The organism is Methylocaldum gracile (assembly GCF_053646815.1).
The window spans coordinates 5,074,375-5,097,852 of sequence record NZ_CM132196.1; the positions used below are offsets into that span (position 1 = coordinate 5,074,375).

A 23,478-nucleotide genomic window follows, 5' to 3' on the forward strand; every position below is an offset into this window, starting at 1 on the left:
GCTGAATCAAACCGTCCGAATCATTTACTTTTTGCCGAACTGCACCGGCTTAAGTTTCAGACAAATTGAGACTTCGCATCCGGGGAAAGCTTGTGATGTGGCATCCACATGCACGCGTTATAGGGCTATCCTTGAGCTGTTCCATATCGCTAGAGTTTGCCGGACTACGGCTTAGAGCCTATCCCAGTAGGAACAAAAGCGTGATGAGCGACCTCTAATGCCGAAATTTCGAGTCAAGAGGGGCTCTTATGGGACTGGTGACGAAAGATGATGGCTGGCGCATTCCGGATGAGCTGTGGGAACGGATGGAACCGCTCTTGCCGCCGCGTAAACCGCATCCGCTCGGGTGCCATAACCCGCGGGTGCCGGACCGACAGGCGATGAATGCGATCTTGTTTGTGCTCCGGACCGGGTGTCAGTGGAATGCGCTGAACGCCACCGGGATTTGCTCCAGCAGTTCGGCCCATCGCCGCTTTGTCGAGTGGACCGAAGCCGGGGTGTTCCAGGCGTTCTGGCGCGAAGGACTGCTGGCTTATGATGCGTTGAAGGGCTTGGACTGGTCGTGGTTGGCCATGGATGGGGCCATGACGAAAGCGCCGTTGGCGGGTTCAAAAAAACGGGACCGAATCCGACCGACCGGGGCAAACAAGGTGCGAAGCGAAGCCTGTTAACCGATGGCGCGGGCCTGCCGCTGAGTGTGGTGATTGCCGGCGCCAATCGGCACGACCTGAAGCTGGCGCGGTCCACCTTGGCGGCCATCGGCGTCCCGCGCCCTGTACCCACGCCGGAGCAGCCGCAAGGCTTGTGCCTGGACAAAGGCTATGACTATGACGAGGTGAGGGACTTGGCCAAGGCCTTTCAGTTTACCGCTCACATTCGAGCGCGCGGTGAGGAGGCCGAAGCGATCAAGAAGGAAGCCGGTTTCAAGGCGCGGCGCTGGGTGGTCGAACGGACCCACAGCTGGCTCAACCGATTCCGCCGGATTTTGATCCGCTGGGAAAAACGAACCGACACCTATCTTGCCATGCTGCACTTGGCCTGCGGCATCATTACTTGGCGGGCAACGGGTCTACTGGGATAGGCTCTTAATATGTTTTTCAAAGGAAGAACTTCGTGAGTAACGTAAAACCTTTGTTCGGACGTTTTTCCGGCCCGCCACCCATCTCCCTGCCGCGAATCCTCCTGATTCTATTGCTCATCGTCTTGGCATGGACCTCGTACTACACAATACCGGCGGAATCGGAAGGCATTGTGCTCCGGTTCGGAAAATACATTCTTAAAGTGCCGCCCGGCCTGCATTTCAAACTTCCGTTCGGCATCGACAACGTGATCGAGGTGCCGACCCAGCGGCAACTCAAGCTGGAATTCGGTTTGGTCACACCCGGCTACACCCACCCGGATCAGGTGGGCAAGGAGCCGGAAAAGGAAAAATCCATGGTGACCGGAGACTTGAATGCGGCGCTCGTCGAGTGGGTCGTGCAATACCGCATCACCGAACCCGAGACTTACCTCTTCGCGGTACGCAATCCGGGACTGACCCTGCGGGACCTCTCCGAATCGGTCATGCGGGAAGTCGTAGGAGACCGGACAGTCGACGAAATCATTACTATAGGCCGCCAGGAAATCGAGGAATCGGTCCTCGATCGGCTGCGGGAATTGGCGGGCCGCTATCGCGTCGGCGTTTCCGTCAATCAGGTGCAGTTGAAAAACGTCAATCCGCCGGAACCCGTGCAACCCTCGTTCAACGAAGTGAATCGGGCGCAGCAGGACCGGGAGAATGCCATCAATCTGGCCAACGGCGAATACAACAAAGCCGTGCCCCGCGCCCGCGGCGAGGCGGATCAGAAAATCCGCGCAGCCGAAGGCTACCGGTTCAAGCGGATCAACGAGGCGGAGGGCGATGCCGCCGCGTTCAGCGCCGTTCTCGAGCAATACATCAAGGCGCCGGAGATCACCCGGGCGCGTCTTTACCTCGAAACGCTGGGCGACGTACTTCCCGAGGCCAAGCAATCGATCATCGTGGACGAATCGGTACAGCAGATCCTGCCGATGCTTCCCTTACCCGCACGGCTGCCGGAGGAAAAATAAATGAGCTTGGCTAAGACTCTCGCGATTCTTCTCGCGCTCTTGGCGGCCGCATTGGTACTGCTGTCCGCATTCACGGTCAACGAAACCGAGCAAGCAATCGTTACCCAGTTCGGCAGGCCGGTCCGCGACCCCATTACCGACCCCGGTCTACATTTCAAACTGCCTCTCATCCAGCAGGTCACCCGTTTCGACAAACGTTATCTGGCTTGGGACGGACCCATGGTGGAAATGTCGACCAAGGACAAGACCTATATTCAGGTGGATACCTTCGCGCGCTGGCGCATCACCGATCCCATGCAGTATTACCTTCGCCTGCGGGACGAGCGGAGTGCCCAGTCGCGTCTGGAAGATATCTTGGGCAGCGAGACGCGCACGGCGATTGCCAGGCACGAACTGATCGAGGTGGTTCGCACCGACAAAACGCGTCGACCGCTGCAGGATGAAAGCGTCGCAGGCGCGCTATCGGCAGTAGGCGGGCTTGGCGTTTTACGTCCGATCCAATACGGTCGACTGGAAATCGAAAAAGGCATCTTCAACGCCGCCGCTCCGAAACTGGCCGAGTTCGGCATCGAGCTTCTGGACATCCGGCTCAAGCGGATCAATTACAATCCGGGCGTTCTCGAACGCATCCACCAACGCATGATCAGCGAGCGGCTACAGATTGCCCAGCGGTTCCGATCCGAAGGCGAGGGTGAAGCCGCGCGCATTTCCGGCAACAAGGACCGCGACATCAACGAAATCGAATCGGCCGCCTACAAACGGGTTCAGGAAATTCGCGGCGAGGCGGATGCCAAAGCGACGGAGATCTATGCCAGGGCATACACGCAGCGCCCCGAAGCGGCCGACTTCTACCGTTTCTTGAAGAGCCTCGAAACCTATCGCAAGGTCATCAACGGCGAATCTACGGTCGTTCTTTCGACCAACAGCGATCTTTTTGCCTTGCTCAAGCGCATCGAGCAAAAAGGGCACCGTGACCAATAGCGCCACTGCGTGGCCAGGCCGTTCGGCACGGCTCGTCGGAAGCTCTCGACCGGAACCAGCCGAATCTTTCGTCGATTTCGGCGTCAAATCGGGGGTATCCGGCGCTATGTCGAGGCAAAGTCACTTGGTGAATCGCTTCCTGGCTACTCTTCTTGCCATCCAGCTTTCTGTCGGAATCGCCGGCTGTGCGACCAATCCCATCACCGGCCGCAGTCAGATCATGTTGGTCAGCGACAACAAGGCCGCCCGGTACTCCGCACAGGCTTACGACCAATTGCTGCTGAATGCAGAAAAACAGCAGGTCCTAGACGAAGATCCCGCCACGGTCAATCGGGTTCGATCCATAGCACAGCCGTTAATTGCACAAGCCGCAGCGCTGCGTCCGGAGACCCGCCACTGGCAATGGGAGGTGCACGTTCTGAAAAGCGATCAAGTAAATGCCTGGTGCATGGCCGGCGGCAAGATCGCCGTATACACGGGACTGCTTCAGAAAATCCGTCCCACGGACGACGAACTGGCTCAGGTTCTGGGACACGAAATCGCTCACGCCTTGCTCTCGCACCAGGCCGAGAAAATGTCGCGCCTTCAGGTTCAAAAGCTTGGCTTGGGCCTAGGCGTTCTGGCCGGGGCAATCGCTGGCTATAACTTGGGCGGCGTGGCCGGCCTCGCCGATACCGTCGCCACCGTCAGCTTGCAGTTGCCCAACAGCCGCAAGGCCGAGAGCGAGGCGGACGCGGTCGGCATCGAGCTCGCCGCCAAAGCGGGATATGATCCTTTTGCCGCTATTTCCCTCTGGGAGAAAATGATCAAAGTCGGAGGCAGCGGCGGTCCGGACTGGCTCAGCACTCACCCCAATCCCGAACAACGCCTACAGAGCATGCGGGTAAAGGCTCAGCAGTTGATGCCTGTTTATGAAGCCAATCGCCGCGCGCCCTGAACCGGTTGTCGGATCGCTTGCGTAGCGGCTTTTAAATCGGCATGCTCGCTGCGAACGGAAGAACGGCAACCCGCCTTTGCACAATTCTTTTCCCATGTCACTCTTGATCGAGCTTAAGCAACGCGCCCGCCGCCTCAAAGCGGAGGCTTTCGCGCTGTATCTGGCCGCCCGTCATCCAAGAACGCCCTGGTATGCAAAGCTTCTCGCGGCCGCGATCGTGGCTTATGCGTTCAGCCCGGTCGATCTCATCCCGGATTTCATCCCCGTGCTGGGATATCTCGACGATCTAGTCTTGATTCCGCTGGGACTGGCCTTGGTGATTCGATTGATTCCATCCGCGGTACTCGCCGAATGCCGATCCGCGGCTGCAGACGCATTCACGCCCGGCAACAAACCGGTGAGTTATGCGGCCGGAGCCTTTATCGTCATGATTTGGTTGACGCTGGCCGCTCTAGGGATGATCTGGCTTTACGGTGTGTTCGCGGATGCGCCGGTCTCGCCTTGAAGACGGACAAAGTTCCACCTGGTACTATCGGCGACCCGATTTGCCGGCATCCGACATGACCGAGTTCCTCCGCTGCCCGACCCATCGTTACGACGACCCGCTCGCGCTGGTGTGGATTGCCTGCGCCGAACGCGTGGGCTTTCGCATCGAACGCACCCCGCACGCCTACGCCTCGACCGATGGGCGCGGCACGATCTTCATCGGCACCGACGACATCCTCGACCCTGACGATTCGCTCGCCCAGATGATTCTTCACGAGCTATGTCATGCCCTGGTCGAAGGGGAAGCCGGCGAAAGACAGGTAGACTGGGGGCTAGTCGGCAGCGGCGGCCGAAATCCATGGCGCGAGCATGCTTGTCTGCGGCTGCAAGCCTATCTGGCCGATAGCGTGGGCCTGCGGGATTTCTTCGCGCCGACCACCGATTTCCGCGTAAGCTTTTGGGAGTCGCTGCCCGCCGATCCATTCACGGCGTCGCCGAAAGAGGGAGGGCGCCGCGAGCGTAGCTGTGTCGCCGCACGCCTTGCCGCTTGGCGGGCATCGCAGCACCGTTGGGCGCCGCACCTCGACGAGGCGCTCGCCGCCAGCGCGGCCATTGCGGCTTTAGTTCCCCGTGTGAAGCACAACGCTAATGCTGGCCCAGACGCCTGCGGCGAAAGCGCGATGCCTTCGCTGTGGACGAAGGCCGCCGAACCACCCGCCCGGCATCCGGCGGGGCACGCGCCCATCGCGGCGTATCATAGCGGCCGCGGCTGTACCGGCTGTGCCTGGGCGTTCATCGAGCGCCGGGGATTGCGCTGCCGGCATGCGCCCGGCGTCCGGCTGCCAAGCGATGCGCCGGCGTGCTCGCGTTTCGAACCGGCCGACGAGCTCGATTGCCTTACCTGCGGCGCGTGTTGCCGCGAGGCTTATGATTCGGTCGAGATCTCCAAGCGCGAGCCGGTGATCAAGCGCCATCCGACCCTCGTCATCATTCACGATGCCCGCAGCAAGCTGCGGCGACACGGCTCGCGCTGTGCTGCGCTGTCCGGAGGCGGCACTTCCACCGAGAGCTACGCATGCGTGATCTACGACGACCGTCCAAGAACCTGCCGCGACTTTACCCGCGGCAGCGGAAACTGCCTCGATGCGCGCCGCAGGGTCGGTCTTTCGCTATGAATGACCGGTCCCTGCAATAAGCCGATCTGAAACCTGCCCAGCGGCATGAAGTCTTAATTTAAACGGGGCTAACCGCTGGCGAGAAGCTCATCGTAATGGTGCCGCGCTCGGTTTCAAGCGGGATACGGGAATCATTATTCAGGAGGAAACCTGTTATGGCTTATCACGATACGCCCATAGACACTGCGACACGGGGATTGTTCGGTTTTGTCGCGGGCTTTTTCGCCACACTGATTTTCCACCAGCTCACATTGGCGCTGCTTTGGGCCGTCGGTCTGGCGCCTTTCGCACCGTTCTCATTGGCGCCAACCTCGCCGTTCGGCATCCCGGCCGTGTTCTCGTTGGCCTTCTGGGGCGGCGTCTGGGGTTTTTTGTTTGCGCTGGTAGAACCCCGGTTTCCGCCGCCTCCCGGCTACTGGGTGACAGCGTTCCTGTTCGGCGCCATTCTGCCGTCGCTGGTGGCGCTCTTGGTGGTATTTCCGCTCAAGGGCCGGCCCTTGGGAGGCGGCTGGCACCCTCCTTTGCTCGCGACGGCGTTCCTGATCAATGGCGCCTGGGGACTCGGCACCGGCTTGATCTTCAAATTACTCGCCACCCGCTGGCGTGGATTACGTGCCAGCCCAGCGGACCACCATCCGTAGTTCGGAACGTCAGTTCTGAGGACTGATAGTCACGCGATCCGGCTCACTCGACAGTGACGGATTTCGCCAAGTTGCGCGGCTGATCGACGTCGGTACCTTTGATCAATGCGACGTGATAGGCGAGCATCTGCAAGGGCACCGTGTAGACGATAGGCGCAACGATCTCTTCGGTCTCCGCGACGCGTAACAAATTGACGCCCGGCGCGCTCTCCATGGGCACGCGCACGTCGGCGAAGACGTAGAGTTCGCCGCCCCGGGCCTGAACCTCCTGAAGATTCGATTTGAGCTTTTCCAGAAGTTCGTTGTTCGGAGCAACCGCCACTACCGGCATCTCGGCGTCGATGAGCGCGAGAGGGCCGTGCTTGAGCTCGCCAGACGGATACGCTTCGGCGTGAATATAGGAGATTTCCTTCAGTTTGAGCGCACCCTCCATCGCGACCGGATAATGGGCACCACGTCCCAGATAGAGCGCGTGACGCTTGTCGCCGAAACGTTCCGCCCATTGCTGAATTTCGTCCTCCAGAAGTAAAACTCGCTCGATTTGCTCCGGCAGACTTTCCAGCTCCTTGACGATCCGCGCTTCCTGCTCCGGCGGAAGCCCGTTGCGCTTGCCCAGAGCGGCGACCAGAAGGAGCAGGGCGGTCAGCTGGGTGGTGAACGCCTTGGTGGAGGCGACGCCGACTTCGGGACCGGCTCGAGTCATCAGGGTCGATTCGGATTCCCGAACGATCGAGCTTTCCGGCACGTTGCAGATCGCGAGGGTGTGCGCATAGCCGAGCTTCTTGGCCTCCTTCAGCGCCGCCAAGGTATCGGCGGTTTCGCCGGACTGCGAAATGCTGACGAACAGGGTCCCGGGCGGAACCACATTCTTGCGGTAACGGAATTCGCTGGCCACTTCCACGCTGCACGGAAGTCCCGCGATCGATTCCATCCAGTAGCGCGCCACCATGCCGGCATGATAGCTGGTACCGCAGGCGACGATCTGAACCGATTTGATGTGGTCGAACGCTTTCTCGGCATACGGCCCGAAAGCGGCATCGAGCACTTTTCCGGCTCGTATCCGCCCGTCGAGGGTTTTTTCGATTGCCACCGGCTGCTCATGAATTTCCTTTTGCATGTAGTGGCGGTATTCGCCGCGCTCCACGGCGTCGGCCGCCAATTTCGTTTCATGGACGGGCCGCTGTACCGGATTTCCGTGTCTATCGTAAATATCGACCGCCTCCGTGGACAAATCGGCGATGTCGCCGTCGTCGAGGAAAATAAAACGCTGCGTTTCACCGACTAGCGCGAAGACATCGGAGGCGATGAAGTTTTCGCTCTCGCCCAACCCCACCACTAATGGACTGCCGTGGCGCGCGGCGATCAGCCGCTTCGGTTCGTTGATGCTGATCACGCCGATGGCATAAGCCCCTTCGAGCACCTTGCAGGTTTCCTTGACGGCCTCGAAAAGACTCAGACCTTCCTCCAAAAATCCGTGGATCTGATGGACGATGACTTCGGTGTCCGTTTCCGATTCGAAATCGTATCCCTTTTGCCGGAGTTCCTTTCTAAGATCGTCATGATTCTCGATGATGCCGTTGTGGACCACGGCCACGGACTCGCGGCAGATATGAGGATGGGCGTTGCGTTCGGAGGGAACGCCATGTGTCGCCCAACGGGTATGAGCTATGCCGACTTTGCCGTCGACTAAGGAAGTTTCCAAAGCCTTTTCCAGCTCCCTGATCTTCCCTTTTCTGCGTACACGCTGAAGCTGAGCGGAATCGTCCAATACCGCCAGCCCCGCCGAGTCGTAGCCGCGATATTCCAGACGGCGAAGTCCTTCCAGCAGGACGGGGGTAACGACTCTGTGTGCGATGGCACCAACAATACCACACATGACTCAACTCCTTTTCTTGGTGGGTCGCTGCCAACCCTCGATGGTAACTTGGTTCGCTCGGCTGAGGGTCAGGGCATTTTCGGGCGCATCCTTGGTAACCGTTGCTCCGGCACCGATGGTTGCATTCTTGCCGACTCTGACCGGCGCGACCAACTGGGTATCCGAACCGATGAACGCGCCGTCTTCTATGACGGTTTGATGTTTATTGGCGCCGTCATAGTTGCAGGTGATCGTGCCGGCACCGACGTTCACGTCGCGGCCGATGATCGTGTCTCCGATATAGCTGAGGTGATTGACCTTGGAACGACTGGCTATCGCCGACTTCTTGACTTCCACAAAGTTGCCGATGTGGACGTGATCTTCGATCCGCGTTTCCGGACGGATGCGTGCAAACGGGCCGATGCGGCAGCCCTGGCCGATCACGGCATCTTCGATGACGCAGTTCGGAAGAATTTCCACGTCGTTGGCGATCTGGCTGTCCTTGATCACGCAATTGGCACCGATGCGGACGTTATCGCCGAGTTTGATCCGGCCCTCCAAAATGACATTGATGTCGATTTCCACGTCGCGCCCGATGGATTCGATTTCTCCCCGCACATCGAAACGCGACGGATCGCGCAAGGTGACACCGTTCCGCATCAAATCTTCCGCCACTCGTCTTTGGAAAACCCGTTCCAGGTGAGCCAACTGTTCGCGGTTGTTCACGCCCAGCACTTCGTCCGGATCGTGCGGCTGTACCGTTTCCACCCGAACGTCATCGGCAACCGCCATGGCGATCACATCGGTAAGGTAATACTCCCGCTGGGCATTATTGTTTTCCAACCGGCTCAGCCAGGTTTTGAGGTGTCTGCCTTTTATGGCCAAAATTCCCGTATTGACTTCGCTGATCTTACGCTCCTCCGGCGTGGCATCTTTTTCTTCCACGATCCTGACCACTCGACCGCTGCTATCCCGGACGATGCGGCCATAGCCGTAAGGGTCGGCAAGATCGACCGTCAACAGCCCCATCTGATCCGCCTCTGCCAGCGGAATCAGCTTTTCGACCGTCTCGTCGCCGAGCAAGGGCACATCGCCATAAAGAATCAGAACCGTGCGCGCTTCGTCGATGTCGTCCGCAACTTGCATGACTGCATGGCCGGTGCCGAGCTGTTCCTTCTGCTCGACCCAGATGACCTTCAGGTGCTCGAGGCTCTTGAGAACTGTCTCGCCACCATGTCCGTAGATCACGGTGATCTTGTCGGGGCACAACCGGGTGGCCAATGCATATACATGCTCGAGTAGCGTACGGTCGCCGATTTTATGGAGTATCTTGGGAAGGGACGAACGCATACGCGTTCCCTGGCCCGCGGCCAGGATGACGATTTCCAAAGGCATCTTCCGTTTTTCCTTGTTGAAGAAGCGGAAAATAAGGACTGGTTCGACCCGATCGAAAACAGCGACCGGATACTCGTATTTATATTAACGTGAAAAACTAAAAAACCCAGCAAAATACAGGAGCGGCGTGCCCGGTATTTTGCTGGGTCTCGAAAACGGCTGAACTTACGCGCGGCCTTTCCGATATTTCTCCAAGGTTCGAAGCTGCATGACAGCCTCGGCGAGCTGTGCCTGTGCCAGAGCGTAATCGATCTTGCCGGACTTGTCCGACAGCATCTCTTCCGCACGTCTCTTGGCTTCCAGCGCTGCCGCCTCGTCGATGTCTTTGGCGCGAACGGCGGTGTCGGCGAGTATGGTCACGACATGGGGCTGAACCTCGAGCATGCCGCCCGAAATGAAAAACGGATGGACTTCCTGATCGTTAACCTTTACCCGCACCTCGCCCGGCTTCAGCCGGGTGAGGAATGGTGCGTGCCGTGCGGCAATACCCACTTCGCCCATTTCGGCCGGAGCAACCACCAATTCCGCGAGCCCGGAATAAATCTCCGCCTCCGCACTCACGATATCAACGTGGATCGTCATAGCCATAGTGCTTTTTCTCTTTGAATTATGCGGCGCCCCGGTTGGCTTTCTCCAGGGCTTCGTCGATGCTGCCGACCATGTAGAACGCCTGCTCGGGAATATCGTCGTATTCCCCTTCGACGATCCCTTTGAATCCTGAGATCGTATCCTTCAGGGATACGTATTTGCCCGGCGAGCCGGTGAATACTTCGGCGACGAAGAACGGCTGCGACAAGAACCGCTGCACTTTCCGCGCACGGGAAACGGTCAGCTTGTCTTCTTCCGAAAGTTCGTCCATGCCGAGGATCGCGATGATATCGCGAAGCTCTTTGTAGCGCTGCAGGGTGCTCTGCACTTTGCGGGCAACCTGATAATGCTCCTGGCCGACGACGAGCGGATCCAATTGGCGACTAGTCGAATCGAGAGGATCTACCGCCGGGTAGATACCCAGCTCGGCGATCTGACGGGACAAAACCACGGTCGCGTCCAAGTGGGCGAAGGTGGTTGCCGGAGACGGGTCGGTCAAGTCGTCGGCGGGGACGTACACGGCCTGAATCGAGGTGATGGACCCCACCTTCGTCGAAGTAATCCGTTCCTGGAGCACACCCATTTCTTCCGCCAGGTTGGGCTGGTATCCAACCGCGGAAGGCATACGGCCAAGCAACGCGGATACTTCGGTACCCGCCAGCGTGTAGCGGTAAATGTTGTCGATGAACAGCAGCACGTCGCGGCCTTCGTCTCGGAAATACTCTGCCATGGTCAAGCCGGTCAGCGCCACGCGCAGACGGTTGCCCGGCGGCTCGTTCATCTGGCCGTATACCAGCGACACTTTATCGAGAACGTTGCTTTCGCTCATTTCGTGATAAAAGTCGTTCCCCTCGCGCGTCCGTTCGCCGACGCCTGCAAACACCGAATAGCCGCTGTGTTCGATCGCGATGTTGCGGATCAGCTCCATCATGTTTACGGTCTTGCCGACCCCGGCGCCGCCGAACAGGCCGACTTTACCGCCCTTGGCGAAGGGGCAGACCAAGTCGATAACCTTGATGCCGGTTTCCAGCAGCTCATTGGCCGCCGCTTGATCTTGGAAGCTCGGGGCTTTCCGATGAATAGCCCAGCGCTCCTTCTCGCCGATCGCGCCCTTCTCGTCGATCGGATCGCCCAAGACGTTCATGATTCGACCCAAGGTTTCCTTACCGACGGGTACGGAAATCGGAGCTCCCGTATTCGTTACCTTCAACCCGCGCATCAAACCGTCGGTGCTGCCCATGGCGATCGTTCTGACAATACCGTCACCGAGCTGCTGCTGAACTTCGAGCACCAGGTCTTTATCATCCACCTTTAGTGCGTCGTAAACTTTGGGAAGGGTCTCCCGTGGGAACTCCACGTCGACCACGGCGCCGATAATCTGTACGATTTTGCCCGAACTCATGACTGTCCTCGTAAAAACTCTTGCGTTTATTCTGTAACGATTCGCTTAGACCGCAGCCGCGCCGCCGACGATTTCCGCGATCTCCTGGGTAATGGCCGCCTGCCTCGCTTTGTTGTAGATCAGCTGCAACTCTTTGATGAGTTTTCCGGCGTTGTCGGATGCGCTTTTCATTGCGACCATTCGCGCCGCCTGCTCGCAGGCGTTGTTCTCCACCAGACCTTGGAAAACGATCGACTCCACGTACCGGATCAACAGCTGATCGAGCACTTCCTTCGCGTCAGGCTCGTAAATGTAATCCCACTGGCCTTTCTGTTCTTCACCGATGTCCTCCGGTCGGATGGGAAGCAGCTGGACGAGCCGCGGCTTCTGAGTCATCGTATTGAGAAACTCGTTGTAAAGAACGTACAACTCGTCGATCTTGCCCTCGGAATATTCGTCGACCATGGTCTTTATGACGCCGATGATATCCTGCAGATGGGGACGGTCGCCGAGCTTGGTCGCCTGAGAAACCACGTTTGCACCGATCGAACTGAAGAACGCGGTACCCTTTTGGCCAATCGTGCTTAGGGTGACGGCCTTGTCTTCCGCGTTCCATCCGCGCATTCTGCGCAGAGCCAATCTGAATAAATTGGCGTTGAGCCCTCCGCACAGTCCCCGATCGGACGAAATCAGAATGACCCCGACCCGGCTTACCGGTCTCTCGATCGTGAATGGGTGTTTGTATTCCGGGTTCGCGTGAGCCAGATGCTTGATGATCTGCGCGATCTTCCGGGAATACGGCCGCGTAGCCTGCATTCGTTCCTGGGTTCTGCGCATCTTGCTGGCTGCCACCATTTCCATGGCCCGCGTGATCTTCTGAGTATTTTTGATACTCGTGATCTTCAGACGGATTTCTTTTCCGACGGCCATCGATCAATCCCTACCAAGTGTGGGTTTCTTTGTACTTCGTAACCGCAGCGTGCAATGCCGATTGAATCTCGTCATTGTAGTCGCCGGTCGCATTGATCTTTTCCATGAGATCGGCATGTTCCGACTTCATGTAATTTTGCAGACCGTCTTCGAAATCCTTCACCTGATTGACTTGGAGATCGTCCAAAAAGCCTTCGTTGGCGGCGAACAGAGATACGGCCATTTGCGCCACGCTAAGCGGGGAGTATTGGCTTTGCTTCATGATTTCGGTAACGCGCTGGCCGCGCTCGATCTGCTTCCGCGTAGCCTCGTCCAGATCCGAGGCGAACTGCGCGAATGCTGCCAACTCACGGAACTGGGCCAAATCGAGACGAATACCGCCACCCAATTTCCTGATGATCTTGGTCTGAGCGGCACCACCCACACGGGATACGGAAAGACCGGCGTTCACGGCCGGACGGACGCCCGCGTTGAACAAATTGGTCTCAAGGTAAATCTGACCGTCGGTGATCGAAATCACGTTCGTCGGAACGAAAGCCGATACGTCTCCCGCCTGTGTCTCGATGATCGGCAACGCGGTCAGTGAGCCGGTTTTGCCCTTGACCTTGCCGCCGGTCAATTTTTCGACTTCGGCCGCGTTGATTCGGGAGGCACGCTCCAAAAGACGCGAGTGCAGATAGAAAACGTCGCCCGGATAAGCTTCGCGACCCGGCGGGCGGCGGAGCAGCAGTGAAATTTGGCGGTATGCCCAAGCCTGCTTGGTCAAATCGTCATAGATGATCAATGCATCCTCGCCGCGATCCCGGAAGAACTCGCCCATGGCGCATCCGGCATAGGGTGCGATGAACTGCAGCGCCGCGGATTCGGAAGCGGAAGCGGCTACGATGATGGTGTGAGCCATCGCGCCGTGTTCCTCGAGTTTCCGGACCACGTTGGCTATCGAGGACTGCTTCTGGCCGATGGCGACGTAAATACATTTAACGCCCGTGCCTTTCTGATTGATGATGGTATCGACGGCGATGGCCGATTTCCCGGTCTGGCGGTCGCCGATGATCAGCTCGCGCTGGCCTCGGCCGATCGGAATCATTGAGTCAATCGCCTTCAGGCCGGTTTGTAGCGGCTGGCTGACCGACTGTCTAGCAATAACGCCGGGAGCAATTTTTTCGATGGGTGAACGTTCCTTGGTCTCAATGGGACCTTTGCCGTCTATGGGCCGGCCCAGAGCGTCCACAACACGCCCGAGCAATGCCTCGCCGACCGGAACATCAAGAATGCGCCCGGTGCATTTCGCGGTATCGCCTTCAGCCAGATGCTCATAGGCACCGAGCACTACCGCACCAACCGAGTCGCGCTCCAAGTTCAGGGCCATACCAAAGGTATTTTCCTTGAATTCGATCATTTCGCCCTGCATCACTTCGGTCAAGCCGTGGATGCGGACGATGCCGTCGGTCACGCTAACGATCGTGCCCTCGGTGCGGGCCTCGGCACCTATATCGAACTGCTCGATTCGCTTCTTAATGAGTTCACTGATTTCAGATGGGTTCAGCTGCATGATTCTTCTCGCTCTAAGTCCAGAGTCTCTTTGCTAATCTTTCAACCTGGCCGCGGATGGATGCGTCTATCACCCGGTCACCCGCCTTGATGTAAACGCCGCCGATCAAAGTTGGATCGACATCGACGCGCAAACGTGCTTTTTTCTCCAGAACACGCTCCAGCACGGAAGACAACCGCGTTTGTTCAGCGTCTTTCAACGGAAAAGCCGTGCTGACGTCTACCTCGATGTATCCTTCATCCTCGGCCTTATATTGGTTAAATAGCTCGGCGATATATTTAACCAGGTCAAGCCGGCGATTCCGGATCAGCAGCCGGACAAAATTTTGTGCCTCAGTGTCCAGGTGATCTTTGCAGAGACCGAGAAAAGCCTCCGAAAACTGCTCGCGGTTAGCCTTGGGATTGGCCGCGGCTTTAGCTAACTGCTCGTCTTGCATGAGCAGAGTGACGAAAGCGAGCGCGTCGCTCCACTTATCAGCCGTTCCCGTTTCTTTGGCCCTCTTGTAAACCGCAACGGCATAAGGCCTCGCCAACGTCGTTAACTCGCTCATTATGCTTGACCCAACTGCTTACCGAGGTTGTCGATAATTTCCCGATGCTTCTTTTGATCCACTTCTTTCTGCAGGATTTGCTCGGCCGCAGAAATGGCCAGCACCGCTACCTGTTGACGCAAACCTTCTTTCGCCTGCTGCAATTCGCGCTCGATCTCGGCTTTCGCCGCAGCAACGATCCGCTCGCCTTCATCCTTCGCCGATTGCTTCGATTCCTCGACCACCTCGTTGGCGCGCTTTTGCGCTAGATTTACGATGTCTGCGGCCTGATCCTTAGCTTCCCGCAACAAAGCGGTCGCGCGCTTCTCGGCCAACTCCATCTCATGCTTGCCTTTTTCAGCCGAAGCGAGACCGTCGGCAATCTTCTTTTTGCGCTCCTCGAGCGCTTGCATCAAAGGCGGCCACACGTACTTCATGGTGAACCACACCAGAAGCGCAAATGTGATCATTTGGCCGATCAGAGTGGCGTTAATACTCACAGCGCTTTCCTCTTTGGTTGTTTGCCATTAAAGCGTCGCAATCGCGGCTTTTTTAGCCCTTGAGTGCGGACAGGAACGGATTGGCGAAAGTGAAGAACAGAGCGAGACCCACGCCGATCATGGTTACGGCGTCGAGCAGACCGGCGACGATGAACATTTTGACCTGCAGCATCGGAACCATCTCCGGCTGACGCGCGGCGCCTTCCAGGAATTTGCCGCCCAACAGGCCGAAACCGATAGCGGTTCCCATGGCGCCCAGGCCCAGGATGATGCCCACGGCGATTGCGGTCATGCCAGATACAGATGCGATTTCCATTGTTCCTCCGAATTATCGAACGTTAAGGTTGATTGAAAGAGATTAATGATCTTCGTGGGCTAGACTCAGATATACGATGGTCAGAACCATGAAGATGAAAGCTTGCAAAGTGATGATCAGAATATGAAAGACCGCCCAGGGGAAACTCAGCAAGGGCTGCACGTACCAAGGCAGCAGCGCGATCAATATGAAAATCAGCTCGCCGGCATACATGTTTCCGAAAAGACGAAGGCCGAGAGATACCGGTTTCGCCAATTCCTCGACAAGCTTCAGAATCAGGTTGAACGGGATCATCCATACACTGTGAAAAGGGGTCAGAATCATTTCTTTCCCAAAACCAATCGGCCCCTTCACTTTGAAGCTGTAGAACAGAATCAGGAAGAACACCGAAATCGACATCGCAAAGGTCGCGTTCAAATCCGTACTGGGAACCACGCGAAGATAGTCGAGCCCGATGGCCTTGCCGATATCGGGCAACAGGTCGACCGGAATAAGGTCCATCGAGTTCATCAAGAATACCCAGACGAAGATGCTCAACGCCAAGGGTGCGATTAACGCGCTACGCCCATGAAAACTATCCTTGACCTGAGCGTCAACGAATTCGACGATCATCTCCACAAAATTTTGCAGGGGGCCGGGTACGCCGGAAGTCGCCTTTTCAGCCGCCTTGCGGAAAATGATGACGAATAAGCCGCCTAAGAAAACAGAGAAAAACAGGGTATCCAGATGAAATGTCCAGAATCCTTCGCCGGTCGATAAGGGGGTCAAGTGGTGAACGATATATCCAGTTGCCCCGCCAGAGCCGTGTTCTTCTGTCGCCATATTCTCTCTCGTTAGCGTTCGATATCGCGCATCAAAAGCGCACACCAAAATACCATCAATACCGATACGAAACCGGCAAATAATGGCAGGAATAAAATGTTAGGCAGTTGGAAAATTAAAATAAATAAACCGGCGGTTATGATTATTTTTATGCTTTCGCCGATATAAAACGATCTCACGATGTCTTTTGCCGTTCTTGTTTTATCGGAAAATCCGAATTTTGCGGCGAAATAGACGTTCGGCAAAAAGGCTATCAACCCGCCGAGCAACGCTGACCTAGCTGCCAGCCAACCGAAGAAGGCCAACGTGAAACCGCCGATCAGTGCAATCGCAAGAAGCTGCATCAACAGAACCCGCTTGACGGCGAAAAACAACTTTTTCGCACCCATTGAGGGCCCCCAAACAAATGCTTCGGAATGATAACAACCAAAATGCGGAAGATCAATGTTGCATGTTTATTTCAAGCGATCGAGCACACCTTCCAGTTGATCCAGGCTGTCGTAATGGATGACGAGTTGTCCGGCGCCTTTTTTTCCGTGTTTGATCAGCACGGGAGCGCCGATTCGCGTGGCGATTCGCTCTTCGAGGCGGCGAATGTCGGGATCCTTCATCTCCGGTTTTCGCGCCTTTTGCCCATCCCGGAGCTTTTGGATAAGCAACTCCGTAGCACGAACGCTCAACTTTGCCGAAGCGACTTTACGGGCAATTTCAGCCTGAAGCTGAAATTCCAGCGCGAGTATCGCCCGAGCGTGTCCCATTTCTATGGCACCGGTAAGCAGAAGATGCTTAGCATCCGGATGAAGTTCGTTCAAGCGCAGCAAGTTGCTGACGGTAGCCCGGGATTTGCCGACGGCATCCGCGACCTGCTGGTGGGTCATCTCGAACTCTTCGAGCAGGCGCTTCAGGGCTTCCGCCTCCTCGAGAGGATTCAAGTCTTCTCGCTGGATATTTTCGATAAGGGCGATCGCTAAGGCGGTCTGATCCGTAACCTCGCGCACGACCACCGGCAAATCGTGCAATCCTGCCAGTTGGGCCGCCCGCCACCGTCTCTCGCCGGCGATGATTTCGTACTGGCTGTCACCCATAGGTCTGACCACCACGGGCTGGACCACGCCCTGCGCACTGATCGAATCGGCCAATTCTTGAAGTCGCGCCGGGTCGATATCCTTGCGCGGCTGGAAACGGCTCGGCCTGAGTTGATCTATGGAAAGCGTTCTGAGCTTCTCGGTCTCGTTTTCGAGTTTCGCGCCGCCCAACAGGACATCGAGGCCGCGGCCGAGTCCTCGTCTTTTTGCCGTCATGACTTGAATTTATTGAAGAATTGAAGGAATTTTTCGCGATTTTTGATTGCGTCGCACGATTTCGCCCGCCAAGGCCAGATAAGCGACGGCTCCTCGAGAAGACTTATCGTACTTTATCGCTGGCAAACCGTGGCTCGGCGCCTCGGCAAGCCGAATGTTGCGCGGGATGATGGTGCGGAAGACCTTATCGCTGAAATGGGCGATCAATTGCGCGGAAACGTCATTGGCGAGCCGGCTGCGTGGATCGTACATCGTGCGAAGCAAACCCTCGATACGAAGTTCCGGATTGACCGAGTCGCGGATATTCCCCAGCGTATCCATTAAATCCGAAAGTCCTTCCAAGGCGTAATATTCGCACTGCATGGGAATCAACACGCTGTCCGCAGCGACCAAGGCGTTGAGCGTCAGCACGTTAAGCGACGGTGGGCAGTCGACGAGGATGAACTGGTAATCGTCGCGGCAACTCTTGAGCGCCTCGGCAAGCGCGCGCTCTTTGCCTGCCTGTTTCATCAGTTCGACCTGAGCGGCAGTCAGATCGGCATTACCCGGCAGAAGATCGAAGCCGATCTCGGTCAAAGATTTGACGGCCTCGCGTACCGTGGCGTGACGCGTCAATACGTCGTAAGACGAATTTTTGAGACTTTTCTTGTCAACGCCGCATCCCATAGTCGTGTTGCCTTGCGGATCCAGATCCACAAGCAAAACGCGATGCTTGATCGCCGCAAGCGACGCAGCCAAGTTAATGCTGGTGGTCGTTTTACCCACGCCCCCCTTTTGGTTGGCTACCGCAATAATTTTGCCCATGGTTTCCTCAGCCGATAGCTATTTCGATCAAATGACGTTCGACGTCCAGACCCGGAATCTTTAAACGATGACTCTTAACCGGCGAGTCTTTAAGGGTCTGTATTTCGCCCTCCGGCAACTGCCCTTTCTGAGCCAATATCACGCCGTGGGGAGCCAGCATTCTGCGCGTTGTCTCCATTATTTCCGCAAGGCTCGCATAAGCCCGCGCCAATATCGTGTCGAATCCGTGGTCCGGATGGTAGTCTTCCACCCGCGAGGTGACGACCTCCACGTTCGCGAGACCCAATTCGATCACGGCCTGCTGAACAAAACGGGTCTTCTTCGCGTTGCTGTCCAACAGAACGAAATGCCTGCTCTCGCTCATGACAGCCAAGGGAATACCCGGCAAACCGGCCCCGGTTCCCACGTCCAGTATCCTTTCGCCCCGGAGATACGGCCAAATGGTAAGACTGTCGAGCAGATGCAAATCCACTCCCGTCCGCAAGTCGCGGATGGCCGTCAAGTTGTAAACCCGGTTCCATTTCTGGATTAAGCGCAGAAAGGCCAAAAGCTTTTCGTGTTGCTCCGGCGTAAACGGTATGTTTAACGCGGTTATTCCGTCCGCTAGACGTCTACCGATTTCGTCCACTTAAGATCAGGCGCTCTTCTTTTTAAGATGGACCAACAGCAGCGAAATCGCCGCCGGTGTGACGCCCGGAATCCGCGCTGCTTGCCCGACAGTTTCGGGACGTTGTTGTTTGAGCTTTTCCCGGACCTCGTTGGACAACCCGATGACGTTCTGATAATCGAGACTTTCCGGCAAACGCCAATGGTCGTAGCGGCGAGAGCGCTCGATCTCCGCCTGCTGGCGATCGATGTAGCCTTGGTACTTCGCCTGAATTTCGACTTGATCGAGAACTTGCTCGTTTTCTTCTTCAGTTAACCGAGCGGATATCGCTTGGAGGTGTTCGATGCGGATCTCCGGTCGCCGCAGCAGTTCGAGTAGGGTGGATTCCCGCAACAGCGGCGCACTCAGGAACCGGCTTATGGTTTCGGCTTCGGCAGTATTCGGTCTGACATACGTTTTTGCCAGGCCGGTCTGTATCTCCGCAATGGCCTGCTGCTTCGCTTCGAATGCACGCCAGCGCTCGTCGTCCACCAATCCGAGTTCGCGGCCTTTCCCGGTCAGCCGAAGATCGGCGTTGTCCTCTCGTAGCAGCAACCGGTATTCCGCCCGGCTGGTGAACATGCGATAGGGTTCGCTCGTGCCCCGAGTGATCAGATCGTCGATCAGAACCCCCATGTAAGCCTCGTCGCGCATAGGCGACCAGGGTTCCAGATCCTTGGCCTTGCGCGCGGCGTTGACGCCCGCGATCAGGCCTTGCGCGGCGGCTTCCTCGTATCCCGTCGTGCCGTTGATCTGTCCGGCGAAGAACAGGTTCTCGAGGTGCTTGGTTTCGAGCGAGGACTTCAGGTCGCGCGGATCGAAGAAATCGTATTCGATGGCGTAGCCCGGCCGTGTGATATGAGCGTTTTCGAAACCGCGTATCGACCTCACAAGCTCGTACTGCACGTCGAAGGGCAGACTGGTCGAAATGCCGTTCGGATAGATTTCGTAAGTATCGAGACCTTCGGGTTCAACAAAAATCTGGTGCGAATCCCTTTCCGCGAAACGCACGACCTTGTCTTCGATAGAGGGACAATAGCGCGGCCCGACCCCTTCGATAACGCCCGCATACATCGGCGAGCGGTCGAGACCGCAGCGGATGATATCGTGAGTCCGTTCGTTGGTACGGGTGATGTAGCAAGGCACTTGGCGAGGATGTTCCTCCCGCCGGCCGAGGAATGAGAACACGGGAACCGGCTCGTCGCCGGGCTGCTCCAGCATGACCGCATAATCGATGCTTCGCCCGTCGATCCGAGGAGGCGTTCCGGTCTTGAGCCGGCCGACCCGAAACGGCAGTTCGCGCAAACGCGCCGCCAAAGCGTTAGAGGGCGGATCGCCCGCCCGGCCGCCTTCGTAGTTTTCGAGACCGATATGAATCCGGCCGGCCAGGAAGGTGCCTACAGTGAGGACCACCGTACGAGCCCTGAATTTGAGCCCCATCTGCGTGATCACGCCGGCTGCGCGGTAATTTTCCACGATCAGATCGGATACGGCCTGCTGGAATAAGGTCAAATTCGGCTGAGTTTCCAGCACCCGACGCACGGCTTTCTTATAAAGCACGCGATCGGCTTGGGCCCGAGTCGCCCGCACCGCCGGGCCTTTGCTGGCATTGAGCACACGGAACTGAATGCCGGCTCGGTCCGCAGCATGCGCCATCAAGCCGCCCAGAGCATCGATCTCCTTGACCAAATGCCCTTTGCCGATCCCCCCGATAGCGGGATTGCAGCTCATCTGGCCGAGGGTTTCGATGTTCTGGGTAAGCAGCAGCGTCTTAGAGCCAGTCCGCGCAGCCGCCAAAGCCGCTTCCGTACCAGCGTGTCCGCCACCGACCACGATGACGTCGAATTCGGTGGAAAAATGCATGAGAGTTGAAATTTCAGGCAGATAGACCGGTTTTGCACTCCCCTGAAGTGCGCGCATAGCTTACTACATCGAACGCCAAAATTGGCATTGCGTTTAAGCCAAGACACGCCCGTACGCTCTGTGATGCAAAGCCACGCAATCTTTTTACCTATACACTATTGTTCAACACATTCTACACCTAGCGTTAACAAATCGAACAACACGGCTCCGCCAGTCCTTATCGAAACTCCGATGACTACATTACTTTGGCTACAAACCGGTGCCTGTGGCGGCGATACGATGTCGATCCTGTGCGCCGACAGTCCGTCGCTGGAAGAACTCCTGGATCAATACGGCATCGACATCCTCTGGCAACCGTCCTTGTCCTCAGAGCCCAAAGGGAAGCTGGACGCCCTGATCGAGGCCATTCTCAGGGACGAGCAAAGACTCGATATCTTGTGCATCGAAGGCAGCATCATGACCGGACCCAATGGATCCGGCCTGTACGATCCGTATCGCGGTCGTTCCAAGATGAGTTTGGTCAGGGAGCTGGCGGAAAAATGCCGTTATCTGGTTGCCATGGGTACTTGTGCGGCCTTCGGCGGCGTCCACGCCGCACCCCCCAATCCGACCGACTGCACAGGCATCCAGTTCGACAAGAAACTTCCCGGCGGCTTGCTGCCTGCCGAATGGCGGTCGCGAGCGGGAGCGCCGGTCATCAATGTCTCCGGCTGTCCGGCACATCCCAACGCCATGACCAAGACGCTGGCTATGCTGGCTTCCGGGCTTCCGTTGGAACTCGACCATCTCAACCGCCCTAAGGATTTTTTCAATTCCCTGGTGCATCAAGGCTGCACGCGGAACGAGTATCACGAGTACGACGTCGAGGACAGCGCCTTCGGCGAAAAGGGCTGTTTGTTCTTCAACCTGGGCTGCCAGGGACCGACCACGCATGCCATTTGCAATACCGAGCTTTGGAACGGCCGCAGCAGTAAAACCCGCGCGGGAGTACCCTGTTTCGGCTGTACGTCCCCGGACTTCCCGCTGGACCAGGATCTGTTTCGCACCGAGAAAATCGGCGCCGTTCCGATAAACCTGCCCTTGGGGGTGGAACGCGCCAATTATATGGCGTACAAGAGCCTGGCCCACGAGGCCGCGCCTGAACGGGTCCTGAATAAAGAAATGGATCCCTGATGGCTAGACGAACTATCCAGATCGATCTTAATCGGGTCGAAGGCGACCTGGAATTCCAGTTGGAGCTGGAAGGTCGCGAAGTGGTAGATGCCCGCTGCATCGGTTCGCTCTATCGGGGATTCGAGCAAATCCTCATAGGCCGAAGACCTAAGGACGCATTGGTCATTACGCCCCGAATCTGCGGCATTTGCGGCACCGCCCATCTCTATTCGGCCGTTCTGGCCCTGGAGCAAATCGGTCGTATTGCCGTGCCCCCCAATGCTTCCCGCATCCGCAATCTATGCCTGATGGCCGAGACGGTGCAAAGCGATCTGCGGCAATCGTTTCTATTCTTTACCGCCGATTTTTGCCATCCCAAATATGCCGGCCGGCCGCTTTACGAAAAAACACTGGGGGCCTTCCTGCCCTTCAAAGGCTGGGCCCATCGCGGCACCCTGGAGCATTCGCGCCATGTTCCCGGGATCGTTGCCATCTTCGGAGGCCAGTGGCCCCATTCCTCCTACATGGTGCCGGGCGGGGTGACGGCTCCTCCCACCAGTCGCCGCATCCTGGACAGCCTGTCCATCATCAACAATCTGACCCGATGGTTCGAGCAGGCAGTCATCGGAACCGATCTGGGTCCCTGGCTGGAGCTCGAATCCGCCGACCAGCTCTTCGCCTGGCTCGAAGCCGCGGACACTCACGCGAATAGCGCCATCGGCCTGATGACGAGGATGAGCCGCGACATCGGCCTGCACCGTTCCGGTTTCGGAACTTCCCATATGCTGAGCTGCGGCGCTTACTGCGATTCGGCCGGCGGGCAGATGTTCAAATCGGGCTTCCTCGATGGCGACACGGGGAAGATCGAACCTTTCGATCAGGCCGAAATCGCCGAGCACGTGCGCTATTCCTGGTTCGAGCCGTATGAAGGCGGCCGCCATCCGTTCCGCGGTGAGACCATTCCGGATTTTCAACCCCACTCCGATCGCTATTCCTGGAGCAAGGCGCCCCGCTATCGGAACGAGGTGGTACAAACGGGTCCCCTGGCCGAATTGCTGATCGACGGCGATCCGCTGATCGGCTCGCTGTATCGGGCGGAGGGCGGAAACACCTGGTTGCGCCAGTTCGCCCGCCTGCGCCGCACGGCTTTGCTGCTCCAGAAAATGCGGGAGATCCTGCACGAGCTGGCCGCCCATCTGGACGATCCCCACTTTACTTCGCCTGCCGAGGAGGAAATCCCGGACGGGGAGGGATTCGGACTGATAACGGCGGCACGGGGTGCCTTGGGCCACTGGGTGCAAGTCACCGACGGAGCCATTTCCCGGTACCAGGTCATCACGCCGACCGCCTGGAATGCATCGCCCAAGGACAGCGAAGGCCGGCACGGACATTGGGAGAGTAGTTTGATCGGCCTTACCGTCGACGATCCGGACGATCCGGTGGAGATCGGCCATATTATCCGCTCCCACGATCCCTGCCTGGTTTGCACCGTGCACCTGTTGGATACGGGCAAGCGGATGACGGTCTGGCCCTGAT

23 protein-coding genes and 1 pseudogene are annotated in these 23,478 nt (G+C 57.5%); 9 read left to right on the top strand and 15 right to left on the bottom strand.

Annotated elements, in window-relative coordinates; genetic code table 11:
- Positions 1-305 precede the first annotated feature (305 nt).
- From ACWJJK_RS22675 to ACWJJK_RS22705, 7 genes and pseudogenes are all read left to right on the top strand, one after another.
- Positions 306-1,081 (top strand): annotated as a pseudogene (locus ACWJJK_RS22675) (IS5 family transposase).
- A 32-nt stretch (positions 1,082-1,113) separates the two neighbouring features.
- Complete coding sequence (hflK, locus tag ACWJJK_RS22680) at positions 1,114-2,088, top strand: FtsH protease activity modulator HflK (protein WP_454128512.1); 975 nt, start codon at positions 1,114-1,116, stop codon at positions 2,086-2,088.
- Positions 2,089-3,069 (top strand): protease modulator HflC, encoded by a 981-nt coding sequence (gene hflC / locus ACWJJK_RS22685; protein WP_077728323.1) that lies wholly within the window; start codon positions 2,089-2,091, stop codon positions 3,067-3,069.
- 127 nt (positions 3,070-3,196) lie between these two features.
- The gene (locus ACWJJK_RS22690) at positions 3,197-4,006 is read left to right on the top strand and encodes a M48 family metallopeptidase (protein WP_240506764.1); all 810 of its coding nucleotides are present in this window, start codon (positions 3,197-3,199) and stop codon (positions 4,004-4,006) included.
- A 94-nt stretch (positions 4,007-4,100) separates the two neighbouring features.
- Positions 4,101-4,511 carry a YkvA family protein gene (locus ACWJJK_RS22695; RefSeq protein ID WP_454128513.1) on the top strand — a complete coding sequence of 137 codons (411 nt, stop codon included), beginning with the start codon at positions 4,101-4,103 and terminating at the stop codon, positions 4,509-4,511.
- Between the two features lie 55 nt (positions 4,512-4,566).
- Positions 4,567-5,667 carry a YkgJ family cysteine cluster protein gene (locus ACWJJK_RS22700; protein WP_347257438.1) on the top strand — a complete coding sequence of 367 codons (1,101 nt, stop codon included), beginning with the start codon at positions 4,567-4,569 and terminating at the stop codon, positions 5,665-5,667.
- Between the two features lie 155 nt (positions 5,668-5,822).
- Entirely contained in the window at positions 5,823-6,308 is a 486-nt protein-coding gene (locus tag ACWJJK_RS22705) for a hypothetical protein (RefSeq protein ID WP_077728320.1), read from the top strand.
- A gap of 43 nt (positions 6,309-6,351) precedes the next feature.
- Here the strand turns inward: ACWJJK_RS22705 and glmS are convergent, their stop codons facing one another.
- The 15 genes from glmS to mnmG form a co-directional block, all read right to left on the bottom strand.
- Complete coding sequence (gene glmS / locus ACWJJK_RS22710) at positions 6,352-8,184, bottom strand: glutamine--fructose-6-phosphate transaminase (isomerizing) (RefSeq protein ID WP_133716327.1); 1,833 nt, start codon at positions 8,182-8,184, stop codon at positions 6,352-6,354.
- Positions 8,185-8,187: 3 nt separating this feature from the next.
- A complete protein-coding gene (gene glmU, locus ACWJJK_RS22715) occupies positions 8,188-9,558 on the bottom strand; it encodes a bifunctional UDP-N-acetylglucosamine diphosphorylase/glucosamine-1-phosphate N-acetyltransferase GlmU (protein WP_077728318.1) in 1,371 nt (456 codons plus the stop codon).
- A gap of 165 nt (positions 9,559-9,723) precedes the next feature.
- The gene (locus tag ACWJJK_RS22720) at positions 9,724-10,146 is read right to left on the bottom strand and encodes a F0F1 ATP synthase subunit epsilon (protein ID WP_077728317.1); all 423 of its coding nucleotides are present in this window, start codon (positions 10,144-10,146) and stop codon (positions 9,724-9,726) included.
- A gap of 19 nt (positions 10,147-10,165) precedes the next feature.
- Complete coding sequence (gene atpD, locus ACWJJK_RS22725) at positions 10,166-11,548, bottom strand: F0F1 ATP synthase subunit beta (RefSeq protein WP_077728316.1); 1,383 nt, start codon at positions 11,546-11,548, stop codon at positions 10,166-10,168.
- A gap of 45 nt (positions 11,549-11,593) precedes the next feature.
- Positions 11,594-12,457, bottom strand: coding sequence for a F0F1 ATP synthase subunit gamma (gene atpG / locus ACWJJK_RS22730; RefSeq protein ID WP_133716329.1), 864 nt, complete (start codon positions 12,455-12,457; stop codon positions 11,594-11,596).
- Between the two features lie 10 nt (positions 12,458-12,467).
- Positions 12,468-14,009, bottom strand: coding sequence for a F0F1 ATP synthase subunit alpha (gene atpA / locus ACWJJK_RS22735; RefSeq protein WP_077728314.1), 1,542 nt, complete (start codon positions 14,007-14,009; stop codon positions 12,468-12,470).
- A 13-nt stretch (positions 14,010-14,022) separates the two neighbouring features.
- A complete protein-coding gene (locus ACWJJK_RS22740) occupies positions 14,023-14,559 on the bottom strand; it encodes a F0F1 ATP synthase subunit delta (protein ID WP_077728313.1) in 537 nt (178 codons plus the stop codon).
- Positions 14,559-15,038, bottom strand: coding sequence for a F0F1 ATP synthase subunit B (locus tag ACWJJK_RS22745; protein WP_133716331.1), 480 nt, complete (start codon positions 15,036-15,038; stop codon positions 14,559-14,561). Before ACWJJK_RS22745 ends, ACWJJK_RS22740 begins: the two co-directional genes overlap by 1 nt.
- A gap of 52 nt (positions 15,039-15,090) precedes the next feature.
- The gene (atpE, locus tag ACWJJK_RS22750) at positions 15,091-15,354 is read right to left on the bottom strand and encodes a F0F1 ATP synthase subunit C (protein WP_026611179.1); all 264 of its coding nucleotides are present in this window, start codon (positions 15,352-15,354) and stop codon (positions 15,091-15,093) included.
- Positions 15,355-15,396: 42 nt separating this feature from the next.
- Positions 15,397-16,176: a F0F1 ATP synthase subunit A gene (gene atpB, locus ACWJJK_RS22755; protein ID WP_077728311.1), complete on the bottom strand. Its 780-nt coding sequence runs from the start codon at positions 16,174-16,176 to the stop codon at positions 15,397-15,399.
- A gap of 11 nt (positions 16,177-16,187) precedes the next feature.
- The gene (locus tag ACWJJK_RS22760; protein WP_077728310.1) at positions 16,188-16,565 is read right to left on the bottom strand and encodes an ATP synthase subunit I; all 378 of its coding nucleotides are present in this window, start codon (positions 16,563-16,565) and stop codon (positions 16,188-16,190) included.
- A 66-nt stretch (positions 16,566-16,631) separates the two neighbouring features.
- Positions 16,632-17,477, bottom strand: coding sequence for a ParB/RepB/Spo0J family partition protein (locus ACWJJK_RS22765; protein ID WP_077728309.1), 846 nt, complete (start codon positions 17,475-17,477; stop codon positions 16,632-16,634).
- A 9-nt stretch (positions 17,478-17,486) separates the two neighbouring features.
- The gene (locus ACWJJK_RS22770; protein ID WP_086133830.1) at positions 17,487-18,281 is read right to left on the bottom strand and encodes a ParA family protein; all 795 of its coding nucleotides are present in this window, start codon (positions 18,279-18,281) and stop codon (positions 17,487-17,489) included.
- Positions 18,282-18,288: 7 nt separating this feature from the next.
- A complete protein-coding gene (gene rsmG, locus ACWJJK_RS22775; protein WP_086133829.1) occupies positions 18,289-18,909 on the bottom strand; it encodes a 16S rRNA (guanine(527)-N(7))-methyltransferase RsmG in 621 nt (206 codons plus the stop codon).
- Positions 18,910-18,915: 6 nt separating this feature from the next.
- Positions 18,916-20,790, bottom strand: a complete 1,875-nt coding sequence (gene mnmG, locus ACWJJK_RS22780) for a tRNA uridine-5-carboxymethylaminomethyl(34) synthesis enzyme MnmG (RefSeq protein WP_077728306.1) — start codon at positions 20,788-20,790, stop codon at positions 18,916-18,918.
- Between the two features lie 231 nt (positions 20,791-21,021).
- On the opposite strand from mnmG, the gene ACWJJK_RS22785 reads away from it, so the two are divergent.
- Positions 21,022-21,963 (top strand): NADH-quinone oxidoreductase subunit B family protein, encoded by a 942-nt coding sequence (locus ACWJJK_RS22785; RefSeq protein ID WP_077728305.1) that lies wholly within the window; start codon positions 21,022-21,024, stop codon positions 21,961-21,963.
- Positions 21,963-23,477 carry a nickel-dependent hydrogenase large subunit gene (locus ACWJJK_RS22790; RefSeq protein WP_454128514.1) on the top strand — a complete coding sequence of 505 codons (1,515 nt, stop codon included), beginning with the start codon at positions 21,963-21,965 and terminating at the stop codon, positions 23,475-23,477. The genes ACWJJK_RS22785 and ACWJJK_RS22790 overlap by 1 nt, the downstream gene beginning before the upstream one ends.
- The last annotated feature ends 1 nt before the right edge of the window (position 23,478 follow it).

What these genes read in the sequence shown, in the direction of transcription:
- hflC (WP_077728323.1), top strand. Translation starts at nt 2,089, where the DNA reads ATGAGCTTGGCTAAGACTCTCGCGATTCTTCTCGCGCTCTTGGCGGCC.
- ACWJJK_RS22695 (WP_454128513.1), top strand. Translation starts at nt 4,101, where the DNA reads ATGTCACTCTTGATCGAGCTTAAGCAACGCGCCCGCCGCCTCAAAGCG.
- ACWJJK_RS22700 (WP_347257438.1), top strand. Translation starts at nt 4,567, where the DNA reads ATGACCGAGTTCCTCCGCTGCCCGACCCATCGTTACGACGACCCGCTC.
- ACWJJK_RS22705 (WP_077728320.1), top strand. Translation starts at nt 5,823, where the DNA reads ATGGCTTATCACGATACGCCCATAGACACTGCGACACGGGGATTGTTC.
- glmS (WP_133716327.1), bottom strand. Translation starts at nt 8,184, where the DNA reads ATGTGTGGTATTGTTGGTGCCATCGCACACAGAGTCGTTACCCCCGTC.
- glmU (WP_077728318.1), bottom strand. Translation starts at nt 9,558, where the DNA reads ATGCCTTTGGAAATCGTCATCCTGGCCGCGGGCCAGGGAACGCGTATG.
- ACWJJK_RS22720 (WP_077728317.1), bottom strand. Translation starts at nt 10,146, where the DNA reads ATGGCTATGACGATCCACGTTGATATCGTGAGTGCGGAGGCGGAGATT.
- atpD (WP_077728316.1), bottom strand. Translation starts at nt 11,548, where the DNA reads ATGAGTTCGGGCAAAATCGTACAGATTATCGGCGCCGTGGTCGACGTG.
- atpG (WP_133716329.1), bottom strand. Translation starts at nt 12,457, where the DNA reads ATGGCCGTCGGAAAAGAAATCCGTCTGAAGATCACGAGTATCAAAAAT.
- atpA (WP_077728314.1), bottom strand. Translation starts at nt 14,009, where the DNA reads ATGCAGCTGAACCCATCTGAAATCAGTGAACTCATTAAGAAGCGAATC.
- ACWJJK_RS22740 (WP_077728313.1), bottom strand. Translation starts at nt 14,559, where the DNA reads ATGAGCGAGTTAACGACGTTGGCGAGGCCTTATGCCGTTGCGGTTTAC.
- atpE (WP_026611179.1), bottom strand. Translation starts at nt 15,354, where the DNA reads ATGGAAATCGCATCTGTATCTGGCATGACCGCAATCGCCGTGGGCATC.
- atpB (WP_077728311.1), bottom strand. Translation starts at nt 16,176, where the DNA reads ATGGCGACAGAAGAACACGGCTCTGGCGGGGCAACTGGATATATCGTT.
- ACWJJK_RS22760 (WP_077728310.1), bottom strand. Translation starts at nt 16,565, where the DNA reads ATGGGTGCGAAAAAGTTGTTTTTCGCCGTCAAGCGGGTTCTGTTGATG.
- ACWJJK_RS22765 (WP_077728309.1), bottom strand. Translation starts at nt 17,477, where the DNA reads ATGACGGCAAAAAGACGAGGACTCGGCCGCGGCCTCGATGTCCTGTTG.
- ACWJJK_RS22770 (WP_086133830.1), bottom strand. Translation starts at nt 18,281, where the DNA reads ATGGGCAAAATTATTGCGGTAGCCAACCAAAAGGGGGGCGTGGGTAAA.
- mnmG (WP_077728306.1), bottom strand. Translation starts at nt 20,790, where the DNA reads ATGCATTTTTCCACCGAATTCGACGTCATCGTGGTCGGTGGCGGACAC.
- ACWJJK_RS22785 (WP_077728305.1), top strand. Translation starts at nt 21,022, where the DNA reads ATGACTACATTACTTTGGCTACAAACCGGTGCCTGTGGCGGCGATACG.
- ACWJJK_RS22790 (WP_454128514.1), top strand. Translation starts at nt 21,963, where the DNA reads ATGGCTAGACGAACTATCCAGATCGATCTTAATCGGGTCGAAGGCGAC.